The organism is Xanthomonas cannabis (assembly GCF_040616535.1).
GTDB lineage: Bacteria > Pseudomonadota > Gammaproteobacteria > Xanthomonadales > Xanthomonadaceae > Xanthomonas > Xanthomonas cannabis.
Genome location: NZ_CP136580.1, coordinates 1,146,791 through 1,162,009, shown reverse-complemented (window position 1 = coordinate 1,162,009; position 15,219 = coordinate 1,146,791). Strand labels below are relative to the sequence as shown.

Annotated in this window: 16 protein-coding genes; 10 read left to right on the top strand and 6 right to left on the bottom strand. The window is 67.8% G+C overall.

Features of this window, described 5'->3' with window-relative positions:
• The first annotated feature begins 4 nt into the window (after positions 1-4).
• The 5 genes from hemA (at position 5) to ppk2 (ending at position 5,728) form a co-directional block, all read left to right on the top strand.
• On the top strand, positions 5-1,303 hold the full coding sequence (hemA, locus tag RZV17_RS04885) for a glutamyl-tRNA reductase (protein WP_123137427.1): 1,299 nt from the start codon (positions 5-7) through the stop codon (positions 1,301-1,303).
• Positions 1,281-2,366 carry a peptide chain release factor 1 gene (gene prfA, locus RZV17_RS04880; protein ID WP_228333465.1) on the top strand — a complete coding sequence of 362 codons (1,086 nt, stop codon included), beginning with the start codon at positions 1,281-1,283 and terminating at the stop codon, positions 2,364-2,366. The genes hemA and prfA overlap by 23 nt, the downstream gene beginning before the upstream one ends.
• On the top strand, positions 2,363-4,069 hold the full coding sequence (locus tag RZV17_RS04875; protein ID WP_355607672.1) for a tetratricopeptide repeat protein: 1,707 nt from the start codon (positions 2,363-2,365) through the stop codon (positions 4,067-4,069). Before prfA ends, RZV17_RS04875 begins: the two co-directional genes overlap by 4 nt.
• 327 nt (positions 4,070-4,396) lie before the next feature.
• Positions 4,397-4,915, top strand: a complete 519-nt coding sequence (gene moaB, locus RZV17_RS04870; protein ID WP_104580873.1) for a molybdenum cofactor biosynthesis protein B — start codon at positions 4,397-4,399, stop codon at positions 4,913-4,915.
• Positions 4,916-4,945: 30 nt separating this feature from the next.
• A complete protein-coding gene (ppk2, locus tag RZV17_RS04865) occupies positions 4,946-5,728 on the top strand; it encodes a polyphosphate kinase 2 (RefSeq protein ID WP_355607669.1) in 783 nt (260 codons plus the stop codon).
• Here ppk2 and RZV17_RS04860 read toward each other — a convergent pair.
• The 4 genes from RZV17_RS04860 to RZV17_RS04845 form a co-directional block, all read right to left on the bottom strand.
• A complete protein-coding gene (locus tag RZV17_RS04860; protein ID WP_355607666.1) occupies positions 5,710-6,936 on the bottom strand; it encodes a hypothetical protein in 1,227 nt (408 codons plus the stop codon). The genes ppk2 and RZV17_RS04860 overlap by 19 nt on opposite strands.
• An 84-nt stretch (positions 6,937-7,020) precedes the next feature.
• Entirely contained in the window at positions 7,021-7,287 is a 267-nt protein-coding gene (locus RZV17_RS04855) for an acylphosphatase (RefSeq protein WP_355607663.1), read from the bottom strand.
• The gene (locus tag RZV17_RS04850) at positions 7,287-7,895 is read right to left on the bottom strand and encodes a TlpA disulfide reductase family protein (protein WP_355607660.1); all 609 of its coding nucleotides are present in this window, start codon (positions 7,893-7,895) and stop codon (positions 7,287-7,289) included. Before RZV17_RS04850 ends, RZV17_RS04855 begins: the two co-directional genes overlap by 1 nt.
• The gene (locus RZV17_RS04845) at positions 7,892-9,169 is read right to left on the bottom strand and encodes a YihY family inner membrane protein (RefSeq protein ID WP_355607657.1); all 1,278 of its coding nucleotides are present in this window, start codon (positions 9,167-9,169) and stop codon (positions 7,892-7,894) included. The genes RZV17_RS04850 and RZV17_RS04845 overlap by 4 nt, the downstream gene beginning before the upstream one ends.
• 109 nt (positions 9,170-9,278) lie before the next feature.
• On the opposite strand from RZV17_RS04845, the gene wrbA reads away from it, so the two are divergent.
• From wrbA to RZV17_RS04820, 5 genes are all read left to right on the top strand, one after another.
• Positions 9,279-9,875, top strand: coding sequence for an NAD(P)H:quinone oxidoreductase (gene wrbA, locus RZV17_RS04840; protein WP_355607655.1), 597 nt, complete (start codon positions 9,279-9,281; stop codon positions 9,873-9,875).
• Positions 9,872-10,216 carry a DUF2069 domain-containing protein gene (locus RZV17_RS04835; RefSeq protein ID WP_228333469.1) on the top strand — a complete coding sequence of 115 codons (345 nt, stop codon included), beginning with the start codon at positions 9,872-9,874 and terminating at the stop codon, positions 10,214-10,216. The genes wrbA and RZV17_RS04835 overlap by 4 nt, the downstream gene beginning before the upstream one ends.
• Before the next feature lie 180 nt (positions 10,217-10,396).
• Entirely contained in the window at positions 10,397-10,882 is a 486-nt protein-coding gene (locus RZV17_RS04830) for an asparaginase domain-containing protein (RefSeq protein WP_039411242.1), read from the top strand.
• Between the two features lie 4 nt (positions 10,883-10,886).
• Positions 10,887-11,360, top strand: coding sequence for a Cys-tRNA(Pro) deacylase (gene ybaK / locus RZV17_RS04825; protein WP_355607653.1), 474 nt, complete (start codon positions 10,887-10,889; stop codon positions 11,358-11,360).
• An 80-nt stretch (positions 11,361-11,440) separates the two neighbouring features.
• On the top strand, positions 11,441-11,629 hold the full coding sequence (locus RZV17_RS04820) for a hypothetical protein (RefSeq protein WP_355607650.1): 189 nt from the start codon (positions 11,441-11,443) through the stop codon (positions 11,627-11,629).
• Here the strand turns inward: RZV17_RS04820 and RZV17_RS04815 are convergent.
• Entirely contained in the window at positions 11,613-13,310 is a 1,698-nt protein-coding gene (locus RZV17_RS04815) for a S8 family peptidase (protein ID WP_355607647.1), read from the bottom strand. The two genes, RZV17_RS04820 and RZV17_RS04815, sit on opposite strands and share 17 nt — an antisense overlap.
• Positions 13,311-13,652: 342 nt before the next feature.
• Positions 13,653-15,062, bottom strand: coding sequence for a S8 family peptidase (locus tag RZV17_RS04810; protein ID WP_047695358.1), 1,410 nt, complete (start codon positions 15,060-15,062; stop codon positions 13,653-13,655).
• Positions 15,063-15,219 lie beyond the last annotated feature (157 nt).

The following is a 15,219-nucleotide window of genomic DNA, read 5'->3' as shown; positions in this document are numbered from 1 at the left end:
AACAATGACGTTGTGGGTGCTCGGACTGAATCACCAGACCGCTCCTGTGGACCTGCGCGAACGTGCAGCGTTCGCCGGTGAGGCACTGCCGCGTGCGCTCGAATCGTTGCGTACGTTGCCGCAGGTGCGCGAGGCGGCGCTGTTGTCCACCTGCAATCGTACCGAGCTGTACGCGATGGCCGACGACGCGCAGACGCTGGCCGGCTGGCTGGACGCACACGCCCCCGGGCTGAGCGGGTATCTGTATCAACACCAGGATGCCGACGCGGTACGTCACCTGTTCCGGGTGGCCACGGGGCTGGATTCGATGGTACTGGGCGAGCCGCAGATCCTGGGCCAGGTGAAGGATGCCTGGGCGGTGGCGCGGGCCCACGGCGCGTTGGGCAGCGGCCTGGATCGGCTGTTCCAGCAGACCTTTTCGGTGGCCAAGCGCGCACGCACCGATACCCGGGTCGGTGCCAATCCGGTGTCAGTGGCGTCCACGGCGGTGCGGCTGGCGCAGGAATCGTTCGCCCGGCTCAACGAATCGACCGTGTTGCTGGTCGGTGCCGGCGAGACCATCGAGCTGGCGGCCAAGCATCTGAGCGAGGGTCGCGTGCGGCGCCTGCTGATCGCTAACCGCACCCTCGCCCACGCGCAGACGCTGGCCAGCCAGCATGGCGGCTATGCGCTGCCGTTGACCGATCTGGAACGCCACCTGGCCGAGGCCGACGTGGTGTTCTCGGCCACCGCCGCGCGCGAGCCGGTGGTGACGCGCGCCCAGGTCGAACAGGCGCTGCGCGCACGCAAGCGCAAGCCGATGCTGCTGTTCGACCTGGCGGTGCCGCGCGACATCGAGGCCTCGGTGGCGCAGCTGGGCGATGCGTACCTGTACACGGTGGACGATCTGGAGCGCGCGGTCGAAGACAACCGTCGCAGCCGCCGCGAGGCCGCCGATCAGGCCGAAGCCATCATCGACCTGCAGGTGGCACGCTACGTCGAGACCGTGCAGGCCAACGCACGCCAGGCGCCGCTCAAGCGCCTGCGCGCATTCGGCGACAGCACCCGTGACGAGTTACTGGCCAAGGCACGCCAGCAGTTGAGCAACGGCAAGTCCGCCGACGAAGTGCTGGAACAGCTGGCGCATGCGCTGACCAACCGTCTGCTGCATCCGCCCACTGCTGCGCTGCGCGATGCGGCACTGAACAACGACCTGGAACTGACCAGTGCGGCCGACCGGCTGTTTCCGGAAAAGCCTGGTTACCAACATCCCCCTGTAGCTACCCCGATCGTGAGGACAGATGACGCCGACCCTGCGCCGTAAGCTCGAAGCGCTGGCCGAGCGCCGCGAAGAACTGCAGCACCTGTTGTCCGACCCGGATGTGGTCGGCAACAACGACAAGTTCCGCAGCTTGTCGCGCGAACTGTCGCAGCTGGAGCCGGTGGCAGTGGCGCTGGAAGACGAAGCGCGCGCCAAGGCCGACCTGAGCGCGGCCGAGGCCCTGCGCAGCGACCCGGAAATGCGCGAACTGGCCGACGAGGAAATCGCCGCCGCGCAGGCACGCCTGGACGAGCTGGATGCGCAACTGGCGCTGCTGCTGGTGCCGCGCGACCCGCGCGACGACGGCAACCTGTTCCTGGAAGTGCGCGCCGGCACCGGCGGCGACGAAGCGGCCATCTTTGCCGGCGACCTGTTCCGCATGTACGCGCGCTATGCCGAGCGCCAGGGCTGGAAGGTCGAAATCGAATCCGACAGCCCCGGCGAACATGGCGGCTACAAGGAAGTGGTGGCGCGGGTGGTCGGGCGTGGCGCGTATTCGCGGCTGAAGTTCGAATCCGGTACGCACCGCGTGCAGCGCGTGCCCGCGACCGAGTCGCAGGGCCGCATCCACACCTCGGCCGCCACCGTGGCGATCATTCCCGAGGCCGATGACGTGGAAGAGATCGCGATCAATCCGGCCGATCTGAAAGTGGATACCTTCCGCTCGTCCGGTGCGGGCGGACAGCACGTCAACAAGACCGAATCGGCGATCCGCATCACCCATGTGCCGACCGGCGTGGTGGTGGAATGCCAGACCGAACGCAGCCAGCACGCCAATCGCGACAAGGCGATGAAGCGCCTGAAGGCGCAGTTGCTGGACACCGAACGCAGCAAGGCCGCCGCCGCCGAAGCGCAGACACGCAAGCTGCAGGTGGGCAGCGGCGATCGCAGCCAGCGCATCCGCACCTACAGTTTTCCGCAGGGACGCATCACCGACCATCGTGTGGAAGGGCTGACGCTGTACGACCTGCCCAACATCATCGAAGGCGATCTGGATGCCCTGATCGCGCGCTTGCTGCACGAGCACCAGGCCGACGAACTGGCGCGGTTGAGCGACAGCCCGTGAGTGCCAACGTCCCGCGCGAGCTGCTGCAGCTGCGCGAGGCGGTGCGGCGCCAACCGGGGGACTTTGTCGCCTGGTTGATGTTGGCCGATGCCGAGCTGGGCATGGGCGACAGCACCGCCGGCGAGGTGGCGGTACAACACGCCCTGGCCATGCATCCTGGTCACCCGGAGGCGATTGCACGGCTGGGCCGGGTACGCTGGGCGCAGCAGCGCCATGCAGACGCCGCCACCTTGCTGCAACAGGCCTCGGACCTGGTACCGCAGCATCCCGGTATTGCGCTGTGGCTTGGGCACGCACTGGAAGATGCCGGCCAACCGGAGCAGGCGGCTGACGCCTATGCGCGTGCGCATCGGTTGCTGCCCGACGAACCCTACATCACCGCGCAGTTGCTCAATTGGCGACGCCGCCTGTGCGATTGGCGCGAACTGGAGCCACTGGCTGCGCACGTGCGTGCCGCCGTGGCGCGAGGCGAGGCGGCAGTGGAGCCGTTCGCATTCCTGAGCGAGGACGCCAGCGCGGCCGAGCAATTGGCGTGTGCCCGCACCCGTGCGCAGGCGATTGCCTCGTCTTTACGCCCGCTGCCTGCGGTGACGGTGCGCAGCCGCGGTGCGCTGCGGCTCGGCTTCGTTTCCAACGGCTTTGGCGCGCACCCCACCGGCCTACTGACCGTGGCCTTGTTCGAAGCGCTGCAGCGACGTCAGCCGGACATGCAGGTGCACCTGTTCGCGACCAGCCATGACGATGGCAGCGAGATCCGTGCGCGCCTGGCGCAGGCGACGCGCCTGCATGACGTCGCCGCACTGGGGCATCTGGCGACCGCGCAGCACATCCGGGACCAGGGCATCGATCTGCTGTTCGATCTGCGCGGCTGGGGCGGTGGCGGGCGCCCGGAAGTGTTCGCGCTGCGGCCGGCGCCGGTGCAGCTCAACTGGCTGGCGTATCCGGGGACCTCGGGTGCGCCCTGGATGGACCATGTGCTGGGCGATGCGTTTGCACTGCCGCCGTCGCTGGAGCCGTTTTACAGCGAACAGGTGCTGCGCCTGCCACGCGTGTTTCAACCGTCGGACACCTCGCGCGCGGTCGCGCAACCGCCACCGCGTGCGGAGTGCGGCTTGCCTGAGCAGGGTGTGGTGCTGTGCTGCTTCAACAACAGCTACAAACTCACTCCACGCAGCATGGCGCGCATGCTGGCGGTGTTGCGCGCGGTGCCCGGTAGCGTGCTGTGGCTGCTGTCCGGGCCGGGCCGGGCCGATGCGCGACTGCGCGCGGTGGCGCAGGCACAGGGCGTGGACCCGCAGCGGCTGGTGTTCATGCCGAAGTTGCCGCATCCGCAGTATCTGGCGCGCTATCGGCATGCGGATCTGTTTCTGGACACGCACCCGTACAACGCGCACACCACGGCCTCCGACGCGCTATGGGTGGGCTGCCCGGTATTGACCACACCAGGCGAGACGTTCGCCGCGCGCGTGGCCGGCAGCCTGAATCAGCATCTGGGGCTGGATGAGATGAATGTGGCCGATGACGCTGCGTTTGTCGCCAAGGCGATCGAACTGGCGGGCGATGCGGATGCCTTGCGTGGTGTGCGCGTGCGATTGGCGGAACAACGCCTGCGCAGTGGCGTTTTCGATATGGATGGATTTGCAGATGATCTGGCTGCGCTGCTGCGTGGCATTGCGCGGCGCAGTGGGTGGTTGGGAGGTTAGCGTCGGTTGCCGGATGTTGCGCTGCCGGGTTGGCATGCCAGATGGCGTGGTGCTTGAGGCGCGGAATCTTTTGCTGGCGCTGCCATACGAGCGACAGTCAGGCATGGATGCTGCTCCCTTCTCCCTTCGGGAGAAGCTGGCGCGTAGCGCCGGATGAGGGTGCGGCTGCGGCCGTGACACTGGTTAACCGTACCCTCACCCCAACCCCTCTCCCGACGGGAGAGGGGCTTAGAGCGACGCGTTAGCTAACGCCTGATAGGCAGCCGCTTCGTACAACTTCACACCACAACGCTGTACCCGGCCGTCCGGGCTCGCTAGGCTGCGCGCATGCCTTCCACTCTCGACTTCATTCCGCTGCGCCTGTGCGTGCTGACCGTGTCCGACAGCCGCACCCTGGCCGATGACCGTTCCGGCGATTACCTGGCCGATGCCCTCACCCACGAAGGTCATGTGCTGCACGAACGTGCGCTGTGCCCGGACGACCGTTACCGCATGCGCGCGATCGTGTCCGGCTGGATCGCAGACGCACAGGTCGACGGCATCCTGATCACCGGCGGCACCGGCTTTACGGGCCGCGACAGCACTCCGGAGGCGATCACGCCGTTGCTGGACAAGGTCATGCCCGGCTTCGGCGAGATGTTCCGCGCAGTCAGCGTGGACGAAATCGGCACCTCCTCGCTGCAATCGCGCGCGTTTGCCGGGCTTGCCAACCACAGCTTCGTGTTCTGCCTGCCCGGTTCCACTTCGGCCTGCCGCACGGCATGGGAGAAGATCGTGCGTGCGCAGCTGGATGCGCGGACCAAACCGTGCAATCTGGCGACACTGCGTCCACGTCTGGGCGAATAGCCTGCGCGCTCTCCACCGGCTGGAACGCGCATGTCGCATCTCAAACGCAAGGCCTACAAGAAACTGCTGGCACCGCTGCAATTGGAACTGGTCGGCATGGCGCGCTGGCTGCGCCACACCAATCAGCGCGCCCTGGTGCTGGTGGAAGGCCGCGACACCGCCGGCAAGGGCGGCGTGATCCAGACCATCGCCAGCCATCTCAATCCGCGCCAGTGCCGGGTGGTGGCGCTGCCCAAGCCCAGCGACCGCGAGAGCACGCAGTGGTATTTCCAGCGCTATGTGACGCATCTGCCGGCGGGCGGCGAGTTGGTGCTGATGGATCGCAGCTGGTACAACCGCGCGGGCGTGGAACGGGTCATGGGCTATTGCACCGACACGCAATACGCCGCGTTTCTGGAGCAGGCGCCGCGCTTTGAACAGATGCTGGTCGACGACGGCATCCTGTTGTTCAAGTACTGGTTGTGCGTGGACCAGGCAGAGCAGGAAGAACGCTTCGCCGAGCGTCACGCAGACCCGCTCAAGGGCTGGAAACTGTCGCCGGTGGATCTGCAATCGCGCGACAAATATGACGACTACACCGCCGCCCGCGAGCGCATGCTCGAAGCGACCCACACGCCCGATGCGCCGTGGACGCTGGTGGATTTCAACGACCAGAAACGGGGCCGGTTGAGCCTGATCCGCGATCTACTGGATCGGCTCCCGGACACGTCGGTGCCCGAAGCGCAATTCGCGTTGCCGCCCTTGCACGGCAAGCCGCACAAGGAACATTACGGCGTGCTGAAGCCGATCGACGATTACGCCGGCCAGTCCTGAGAGACTTCATCGCTGGCCGCGGTAGCGCGCGGCAGCGGGTGCAGGCCGGCATGACGTTCGGCCTGCTCGGCCTGCAGCACCAGTTGGCTCAGGCGCTGACTGAACAACTGCATGAAACCGCGGTGCAGCGGTCGCATCGCTTCCATGTAGTCCACGTCATCGGCTTGCGCGCCGAGCGGGCTGCACGAGGACAGCAGCACTTCGTCCAGGCGCAGCGCGCTGTCGGGCAGGCGCACCAGGGCGGCGCGGCGCAGCCAGTTGCGCATGCCTTCGCGGTATTCGGCAGCCAGGATGTAGGCCACTTCGACCTGGTCCAGGTCCACGTCCGGGTTCCAGGCCAGCACCTGGATCACCTGCGAACGCTCGTCCAGCATGCGGCCTTCGGCCACCAGGGCGTGCAGCTGCTGCAGCAGCCGCCACTGCGCCTCGGCCGCGCCACGTTGGGCGGGCGGCATGGCGTCAATGGCCAGTGCCAGGCGACGTGCGAACAGGGCCGGCACCTCGGCCAGTACCACCGGGCCGGCATCGGCGCCGAGCAGGAAACGCTCGGTCCGCAGCGCGGCGGTGTCGGGCAGGTAGCCGTCCTGCAACGGCCGCATGACACCGTGGTCGAGCAGCGACAGCACCACGTCCAGCCAGTAGCGGCGCTCCTGTTGCAGCGCGCGGTTAGCCGAGGCGTTCTGCCAGGCGGTGCGCACTTCGTCCAGCCGCGCGATGCAGGTCTGGGCATCGAGCCCATCCCACGGCGCGCGGGTGGCATCGTCGGGGTCGAAGGTTTCCGCACTGAGCATGCCGCCGCCGAAGCGATGCCAGGCCGCGCCACGCTGGGTGTGGGCCGGGTCCAACCGGGAGACGGCAACCGGGGCCGGCGGCGCGGGGCGCAGCAATGCGGCGTAGGCATCGGCCCAGGATTCGGGCAGGCGTGCCGACAGCGGGTAGCTTGCCGAGGGCTGCGCCAGGCCACGGCGCGCCAGCCGCAGGCTCCACAGCAACGCACCGATCACGATGCCGCCGAAGGTCCAGGCCACCAGCCAGCTGGTGGCCGCCTGGCCAGACTGCAGCACGCGCGTGGACGGCTGCACGAACAGCAGCCAGCCGCTGCCCAGCAGCGCGCCGAGATACAGCCATGGCGCGGATTGCGCCAGCTGGCGACGGCGGCGTGCCGGTTGATCGTGCGCGTCGTTGTGATCCTGAGATGGAGCGGCCATTACATTCCCCTGAACGCCTGATCGCGTTGACAAGGTTATCGGCGCGTCGCCCCAACTCTGTTGCCCCGCCGTGCGGGCCTGCGCTCAGCCAGTTACAAAGTCTTCAGTCGTCGGAACCGGGCACGGCGCGCGTGTCACCGCAGCCACTCGCGCCGCTGGCGGGCCTTGCCAGAGCCAGGCTTCCAGCGCATCCAGGGCGGCCGCGTTGCCGGCGGCGATCACCTCAACGCTGCCGTCGGCTTGGTTGCGGGCGTGCCCGGACAGGCCCAGTGCCAGCGCGCGGTCGCGGGTGGAGGCCCGATAGTAGACGCCCTGCACCACGCCGCTGATGACAAAGCGTGCGGCCTGCATCAACCGGCCTTGCCGGTGATGCCCACGGCGGCTTCGATATCGCGCGCGGTGACCGGGCCGAGGAATTGCTTGGCCACCTTGCCGTCCGGGCCGATCAGATAGGTCATCGGCAGGCCGCGCGGCGTGGCGAAGTCCTGCGGCGGCTGGTACGGGTCGAGGATGGCGACCGGATAGGAGACCGGATGGTCCTTCAGGAAGGCCTGCATGTCCGCAGCGGTGATGTCTTCATAGGCCAGGCCCACCACTTCGACGGCATCGCGCATGGTGTGCAGCGCCGACAGTTCCGGCATTTCCTTCAGACAGGGCGCGCACCAGGTGGCCCAGAAATTGACCACCACCCACTTGCCGCGATGCGCGGCCAGATCGTAGGTCTCGCCGGTTACGGTCGGCAGCGAGAGCGTGGGCATTTCGGCGGTCTGCTGCACGACCGAGGTGTTGGCAGCGCCGGCCGGATCGGGAGCGGCAGGCGCTGCAGGTGGCTGAACCGGCGCGGTGGGGGCCGTCGCATGATCGGCCGCGGGCGCGCCGTCGCCGGTGGGCTTGCAGGCAGTCAGCACTAACAGCGGCAACAGCAGCGCGCACGCGCCGCGCACAAGGCGCACAGTCATGGAGGGTCTCCGGGAAGGTGGGTGTAGAGGTCGCCAACCGGTTGCGCCAGCACGCTACGCAACGGTTGGCGCAATTGTTCGAGCGCGGCGGCGGCGGCCTGGCCATAGGCATCGTCGCGACAGGGCAAGGGGCGGTCTTCGATCGGCACGCGCAGCTGGCAGTTTTCGTAGAGTTCGGCCAAGGTCACCACGTCTAGATCACGCGCCAGCAGCCATTGCCCGCGCTCGTCGCGACGCAGCAGGCGGATGCGTTTGAGCTCGCACAGCAGCTCCTGCATCAGCGTATCGGTGAGCATGGGTTCCAGCGCCAGGATGCGGTCTTCGTCCAGGCCGTTGCCGTGGATGCGCGCCTGGCGGAAACGCCCCAGCAGCCGCAGCAGCCCGTAGATCTCGAAGCCCGGCGGCAGCCGCATCGCTTCGGGCTGGTAGCGGAATGCGGACATCGACGAGGCCAGCGAGGCGCCCAGCAGCACCGACACCCAGCTCAGGTAGATCCACAACAACAGGATCGGCAATGCCGACAGCGCGCCGTAGATGCGCTGATAGGTCTGGAAATTACCGAGATAGAACCCGAAGCCCCATTTGACGATCTCCATCAGGATCACCGCCAGCAGCGCGCCTGGCAGCGCATGCCGCAGCCGCACCACGTGCTGCGGCACCACGCGGTAGATCAGCACGATGCAGACGAACTCCACCGCCATCGGCGCCAGCCGCCAGGCGAATTCGGCCAGCCACTGGCCTTCGGTGGTGCGGAACAGCGGCAGCGCGAACACGTAGGCCGCCATCGCCATCGAGGCCGCGGCCAGCATCGTGCCCAGCGTCAGCACCGTCCAATAGATCAGGAACCGCGTCACCTTGGGGCGCGCAGCGGCCACCCGCCAGATGCTGTTGAAGGTCTGCTCGATGCTGTGCAGGGTGATCAGCAGCGAAGCCACCAGCGCCACCATACCGGCCACGGTGAACTTGCCCAGGTCTTCCAGCGAACGGTTGAGGTAGTTCTGCACCGAACGCGCCGCGCCGGGCACGAAATTGTTGAAAATGAAGTCGGTGAGCGCGTCCTTCCACTCGTTGAAGGCCGGAAATGCCGACAACACGCCGAATACCACGATGGCCAGCGGCACCAGTGCAAAGACCGTGGTGTAGGCCAGCGAGGCGGCCGCCTGGAACAGCCGGTCGTCCAGAAAGCGGTGCCATAGAAAGCGCCCGAAGCTCACCGTCCGCGCGCGGTCGCGCAGACGCTCGTTCCATTGGTGGAGGGTGTTCACACGCGACATCGCGCAAGGGTACCCGATGCGCCGTCATCGCGGCCTTGCCGCACCTGCGGCGTGCAGCGGGCCGGCCGCTTGGCCGATACTGCGGCAACTCACACAGTTGGTAGATGCGATGGCGGAGATTCTGGTGCTGTATTACAGCCGTGGCGGTGCGGTGGCGCGGCTGGCGCGGCAGATCGCGCGCGGCATCGGCGAAGTGCCCGGCATGAGCGCGCGGCTGCGCACGGTGCCGCCGGTGGCCGCGGTCACCCAGACCAGCGCCCCGCCGGTGCCGGACGAAGGTGCACCGTACGTGGACCGCGCCGATCTGGCCGAATGCAGCGGTCTGTTGCTGGGCAGCCCCACCCGCTTCGGCAACATGGCTGCGCCGATGAAGCACTTCCTGGACAGCCTGGGCGCCGAATGGGCCAGTGGCACCCTGGCCGGCAAACCGGCGGGCGTGTTCACCTCCACTGCCTCGATGCATGGCGGCCAGGAATCCACGCTGCTGTCGATGCATCTGCCCTTGCTGCACCACGGCTGCCTGATTGTCGGCATTCCGTTCACCGAGCCGGCGCTTAGCCACACCACCAGCGGCGGCACGCCGTACGGTGCCAGCCATGTGTCCGGTGCCGGCGGCGACCCGCAACCGAGCGAGGACGAGACCCTGCTGGCGCGCGCGCTCGGCCGCCGGGTGGCCGACATCGCGCGGCGGCTGGCGACCCCGTGAGCCTGCGCGCCACGCGCTGGCTGCTGACGGCGGCGCTACTGGCGCTGGCGCTGCTGTTCGTGGCCTGGTTCCACGACGATGCGCGCCCGATCGCCGCGCTCATCGTGTTCGTGCTGCCCGCCGCGCTGACCGGTGTGCTGGCGGTACGCAGCGCCCGCGCACGTTTCTGGGCCGGCGTGTTCGCGCTGGGATGGTTCAGCCACGGCGTGATGGCCGCCTGGAGCCAGCCGCATGCCCGCGGCCTGGCGTGGCTGGAACTGCTGCTGGCGCTGCTGGTGATCGGGCTGGTCAGCGGGCCTGGCGTGGCGGCCCGATTCGGCAGCAAGCGCAGGGCGCGCTGACCGGCGCAGCTGCGCGCGGACTGACCGCGCCGGTGGTCCGGTGGCGGACCGCCCCTCTGTCCAGGTGAGCGTGGGTGTCCGGCTTGCCTGCCCGCGGGCCGCAGCCAGCACCGCAGTCGGGCGGTATCATGGCGGCCCTCGCGCGGCCTGCACCGCGTTGGCCCTACAGGATTGGCAGCAATGGAAGACCTTCTGATCGTCACCACCGGTGGCACGATCGACAAGATCTACTTCGACGACAAATCGGACTACCAGATCGGCGACCCGCAGATCGGCCAGATCCTCAAGGAACTGGGCGTGACCTTCCGCTTCTCGGTGATTCCGATCATCCGCAAGGACTCGCTGCACATCACCGAGGCCGACCGCGAACTGATCCGCGCCACCATCGCCGCCCAACCCACCCGCCACGTGCTGATCACCCACGGCACCGACTCGATGGTGGAAACCGGCAAGGTGCTGCAGACGATCGCCGACAAGACCATCGTGATGACCGGCGCGTTGAACCCGGCGCGCTTCCGCGGCTCGGATGCGGAATTCAATATCGGCTGCGCGGTCGGCGCAGTGCAATCGCTGCCGGCCGGGGTCTACATCGCCATGAACGGCCGCATCTGGAACCCGGAAAAGGTGCGCAAGAACGTGGCGGCCAACCGTTTCGAATCGATCTGACACGATGAGCAAGGCCACCCGCGCCACCAAGGCATTGGACGCGGCCGGCGTGGGCTATGTGTTGCACTCGTACGCCTATCAGGCCGATGCCGATGCGAAGGGATTACAAGCCGCACAGGCGCTGGGGCTACCGCCGCACGCCGTATTGAAGACGCTGATGGCGTGGGTCGATGACAACGCCGTCTGCGTGGTGATTCCCTGCGACCGCAGGGTGTCGCTGAAGAAACTCGCCAGCGCGTACGGCGGCAAGTCGGCACGCATGATGGAGGTGGCCGATGCCGAACGCCGCACCGGCTACAAGGTCGGCGGCATCAGCCCGCTCGGCCAGCAACGGCAGGCGCCGGTGCTGGTGGACACCAGCGCACTGGATGCACCCGCGCTCTGGATCAACGCTGGCCAGCGTGGCTTGCTGCTGGAATTGCCCGGCGCCCAGCTGTTGCAGGCACTGGCCGCATGCGCCTGTGCGCTGTGCGAATAGACGCATCATCGCGCTGCCGCACGCACCCGCTGGTGCGCGCGTTCCTCGCTCAGAGTCCTGGCTCACACGCGACATCTCGGTTGAACCTTGACCTAGACTTCGACTTCGACTTCGACTTCGACTTCGACTTCGACTTCATTATCCAACTTCCAATCGACGTCGCGCCAGGCTCCCCGCACCCGCTGACGACTGCCCACGCCGCGGCACTCGTCAGCGTCTCCAGACGCGGCGGCAACGCCGCGCCGGAACTCCTCAATACGCCGCAGTGACGCTGACCGCAGAGAAGCCCAGCGTCGCCTTCAAGCGGACGTAGTACACGCCGGCTGCGGGCGCAGCCAGCGTGCAGCTGTCGCCATTGCCCGGCAACATGCTGCGGCAGCTGTACGCGGCATCGGTCGGCAACGCACCGGCCCGCAGCGAGAGATCGGCATTGCCGCTGCCACCGGCAAGCGTGACCTTGAGCGTGCGCGTGCCGGCCGGCACGTTGACCCGGTAATACAGCGAATCGGAAAGCGCTGCGCTCAGCCCGGTGCGAGCCACATTCCTGGTCAAGGTGGTCGACTCGATCACCGCCGTCACCGCGCCGTCGGCATTCACCAGCCCTGCCCCGCAGCCCTGCGTGCAGGCCACCGGCAAGGGCCGCGCGCTGCTCTTGAGCAAGGCCTTCACCGTGGCCGGGGTGAGCGGATTCAGGGCCACCGACTGCATCAGCGCCACCACGCCAGCCACATGCGGCGCGGCCATCGAGGTACCGCTATAGCCCGCGTAGGCGGCATTGCCAGGAACCGTGGTGCCGGTATTGAGCGTGGATACGATGGACTGCCCGGGCGCCGCGATATCCACGCCCTTGCCGAAGTTGGAGAAGCTGGCCTTGGCGCCGGCCGAGGTGGTGGCTGCCACCGCGATCACGTTCGGGCAGTTGGCCGGCACGCTGGTGGAGACATCCATATTGCTGTTGCCGGCCGCCACCACCACCGCGCTGCCACGCGTCACCGCAGCGGTGATGGCGTTGCTCAGGGTTGTCGAACAACTGCCGTAGCCGCCGAGCGAAAGATTGATCACCGTGGCCGGGTTTGGGTTGGCCGGCACGCCATTGACCTTGCCGCCGGACGCCCAGACGATCGCATCGGCGATGTCGGACATGTAGCCGCCGCATCGGCCCAGTACCCGCAAGGGCAGGATCTTGGCGTTGAAGGCAGTGCCGACCACACCGGCCGCGTTGTTGCCGACGGCCGCCACGATGCCGGCGACATGGGTGCCATGCCAGCTGGAGCTGGACGCGGACGCACCGGGGCCGCATTCGTTGGCGGCGGTCCAGTCGCCCTGGTCGGTGGCATTGGCATCGCGCGCGCTGCCGTCGCGCGCAGTCGCAGGATCGATGATGAAGTCGTAACCGGGCAGCACGTTCGCTGCCAGGTCGGGATGGTTGGTGATGCCGGTATCGATCACCGCCACCACGATGCCCTTGCCGGTGGTGCGGTCCCAGGCCGGGCGGATGTTGAGGCCGGCGCTGGTCGTGCCCATCGCCCACTGCTGCGGCACGCCCGGGTCGTTAGGCACCAGCAACGGACGCATCAGCACGTCCACTTCCACGCGCTTGACCGCCGGGTCGGCTGCGAGGCGGCGCATCAGGCTTTCCGAGTCCACACGGTCCAGCTTGCGGTCGGCCACCAACAGCATCGGACCGGTACTGAGCCGACGCGTTGCAGACAAGCCCAGCGCACGTCCGCGCGCTTCCGGCACCGCGCGCGCGATGTCGCGCCAGGGCGCAGACAACCCGGTCGCCCGGCTGCTGCCGACGCGGTCCTTGTAGCTGACGATGAAGCGCTGATGGCTGCTGCTGGAGTTCAAGCCTTGCAGGCTGACCTCGCCGGCGGCGGCATGAAACGTGCATGACAACGCACAGACGAGTGCAATGCGGCGCAATGCGCCAACTGAGTAATACGACATGAATCCATCCCTCCCCAAGGAGCTGGCAACCCGGATGGCAACGCGCTAACGCCACTGCGATGCGCCTTGCCCGATGCGTGGGCAGGCAGATGGCGCATGCCTCACGTGGGGTGGCTATCGGCGTGCCGCAGGTGGCGCTGAAGCGGCCACGCTGCGCCCGCATGCGCTTCATTCAGCCGTTACGGCCGGCCTGCGCCGGCAGCCCGGCAATTGCCGCTGCCCGAACGCACACTGCCCCGCCGAAGCGGGGCAGTGCAGGTTTCAAAACACCGACAGCTGCGTCGGGGTTGGCCCGACGTCGATGCCGGCAAGAGCGCCGGCATCCAGGGTGTCGGCGCGGCCTTACGGGGTCTGGCTGACCGCGCCGGCGGCGTTGACGATGCCGGCACCGCAGCCGCCCGAGCAGGCGCCCGGCAGCGGACGGGCGGTGTTCTTCAACAGGGTTTCCACCGCCGCCGGCGTCAGCGGACGGCTGGCCGCCGACTGCACCAGCGCCACCACGCCGGCCACATGCGGGGCCGCCATCGAGGTGCCGTTGTAGCTGGCGTAGCTGGCCGACCCGGGGGTGGTGGTGCCGCTGTTGAGCGTGGACAGGATCGACGAGCCGGGGCCGGAGATATCGATGGTGGTGCCGAAGTTGGAGAAGCTCGAACGCGCGCCGGCCGAGGTGATCGAGGCCACCGAGATCACGTTGGCGCAGCTGGCCGGGGTGAAGTTGGCCACGTTGGCATTGCTGTTGCCGGCCGCCACCACCACGGTGGTGCCGCGCGACACCGCGCTGTTGATCGCGTTCTGGTAGGTGGCCGAACAGGTGCCATTGCCGCCCAGCGACATGTTGATCACTTCGGCCGGGTTGGCATTGGCCGGCACGCCGGACACGGTGCCGCCCGAAGCCCAGACGATGGCATCGACGATGTCGGAGGTGGCGCCGCCACACAGGCCCAGCGCACGGATCGGCACCACGCGCGCATTGAACGCAGTACCGGCCACGCCGCTGTTGTTGTTGGTCACCGCCGCGATGGTGCCTGCCACGTGGGTGCCGTGCCAGCTGGAGTTGGCGGCGGGAATGCCGGTCCCGCACTGGTTGGCCGCGCGCCAGTCGCCCTGGTCGGCCGGGTTGCTGTCACGCCCGTTGTTGTCGCGCGCACGCGCCGCATCGCTGATGAAGTCGTAACCCGGCAGCACGTTGGCGTTGAGATCCGGGTGGCTGGTGATGCCGGTATCGATCACGGCAACCACCACGCCGGTGCCGGTGGCGGTATCCCAGGCCGGGCGCACGTTGATGCTGGAGGCGCTGGTGCCAAAGCCCCACTGCTCGGACAGGCGAGTGTCGTTCGGGGTCAACACCGGGTACATGATCTGATCGACCTCGACGTAATCCACACTCGGATCGGCGGCGATGCGGCGCATAAGCGTTTCGGCTTCGGCACGGTCCAGGCTACGGTCGGTCTTGAGCACTTCCGAACCCAGCGCAGTGCGGCGCACGTGGTTCAGGCCCAGCGCACGGCCGGCGCGTGCCGGCACGGCTTTGGCAACGGAGTTGAGCGATGCGCGCATCGAGGTCGGGCTTACTGCCGCGCTGGAGCCGTCCTTGTATTTGACGATGAACCGGTCCAGCGTGGGCTGCGACTCCAAACCGGACAGATTGACCTGACCGGCGAACGCCGGCACGGCCAGCAGACAGGTCAGCGCGGAAACACCCAGCACGACCAGGGCGCGTGCGGGTGCACGACGTTGCGACACATTGGACATCGATCGTTCCTCAGTTTTTTATGAAGTGCCGCGGTTGCGGCGAGATGGCCGGCCCCTTGCCGCACACCGCGGATCGGGCCGGAACGCACGGGCGGTGACGCCCGTCGAAACGACTGACCGGTGTCCTTGCCGGCCGAGCGGCAATGCGCCGCCGGCG

Coding starts and splice junctions, on each gene's coding strand:
- hemA (WP_123137427.1), top strand. CDS start 5: ATGACGTTGTGGGTGCTCGGACTGAATCACCAGACCGCTCCTGTGGAC.
- prfA (WP_228333465.1), top strand. CDS start 1,281: ATGACGCCGACCCTGCGCCGTAAGCTCGAAGCGCTGGCCGAGCGCCGC.
- moaB (WP_104580873.1), top strand. CDS start 4,397: ATGCCTTCCACTCTCGACTTCATTCCGCTGCGCCTGTGCGTGCTGACC.
- ppk2 (WP_355607669.1), top strand. CDS start 4,946: ATGTCGCATCTCAAACGCAAGGCCTACAAGAAACTGCTGGCACCGCTG.
- RZV17_RS04860 (WP_355607666.1), bottom strand. CDS start 6,936: ATGGCCGCTCCATCTCAGGATCACAACGACGCGCACGATCAACCGGCA.
- RZV17_RS04855 (WP_355607663.1), bottom strand. CDS start 7,287: ATGCAGGCCGCACGCTTTGTCATCAGCGGCGTGGTGCAGGGCGTCTAC.
- RZV17_RS04850 (WP_355607660.1), bottom strand. CDS start 7,895: ATGACTGTGCGCCTTGTGCGCGGCGCGTGCGCGCTGCTGTTGCCGCTG.
- RZV17_RS04845 (WP_355607657.1), bottom strand. CDS start 9,169: ATGTCGCGTGTGAACACCCTCCACCAATGGAACGAGCGTCTGCGCGAC.
- wrbA (WP_355607655.1), top strand. CDS start 9,279: ATGGCGGAGATTCTGGTGCTGTATTACAGCCGTGGCGGTGCGGTGGCG.
- RZV17_RS04830 (WP_039411242.1), top strand. CDS start 10,397: ATGGAAGACCTTCTGATCGTCACCACCGGTGGCACGATCGACAAGATC.
- ybaK (WP_355607653.1), top strand. CDS start 10,887: ATGAGCAAGGCCACCCGCGCCACCAAGGCATTGGACGCGGCCGGCGTG.
- RZV17_RS04815 (WP_355607647.1), bottom strand. CDS start 13,310: ATGTCGTATTACTCAGTTGGCGCATTGCGCCGCATTGCACTCGTCTGT.
- RZV17_RS04810 (WP_047695358.1), bottom strand. CDS start 15,062: ATGTCCAATGTGTCGCAACGTCGTGCACCCGCACGCGCCCTGGTCGTG.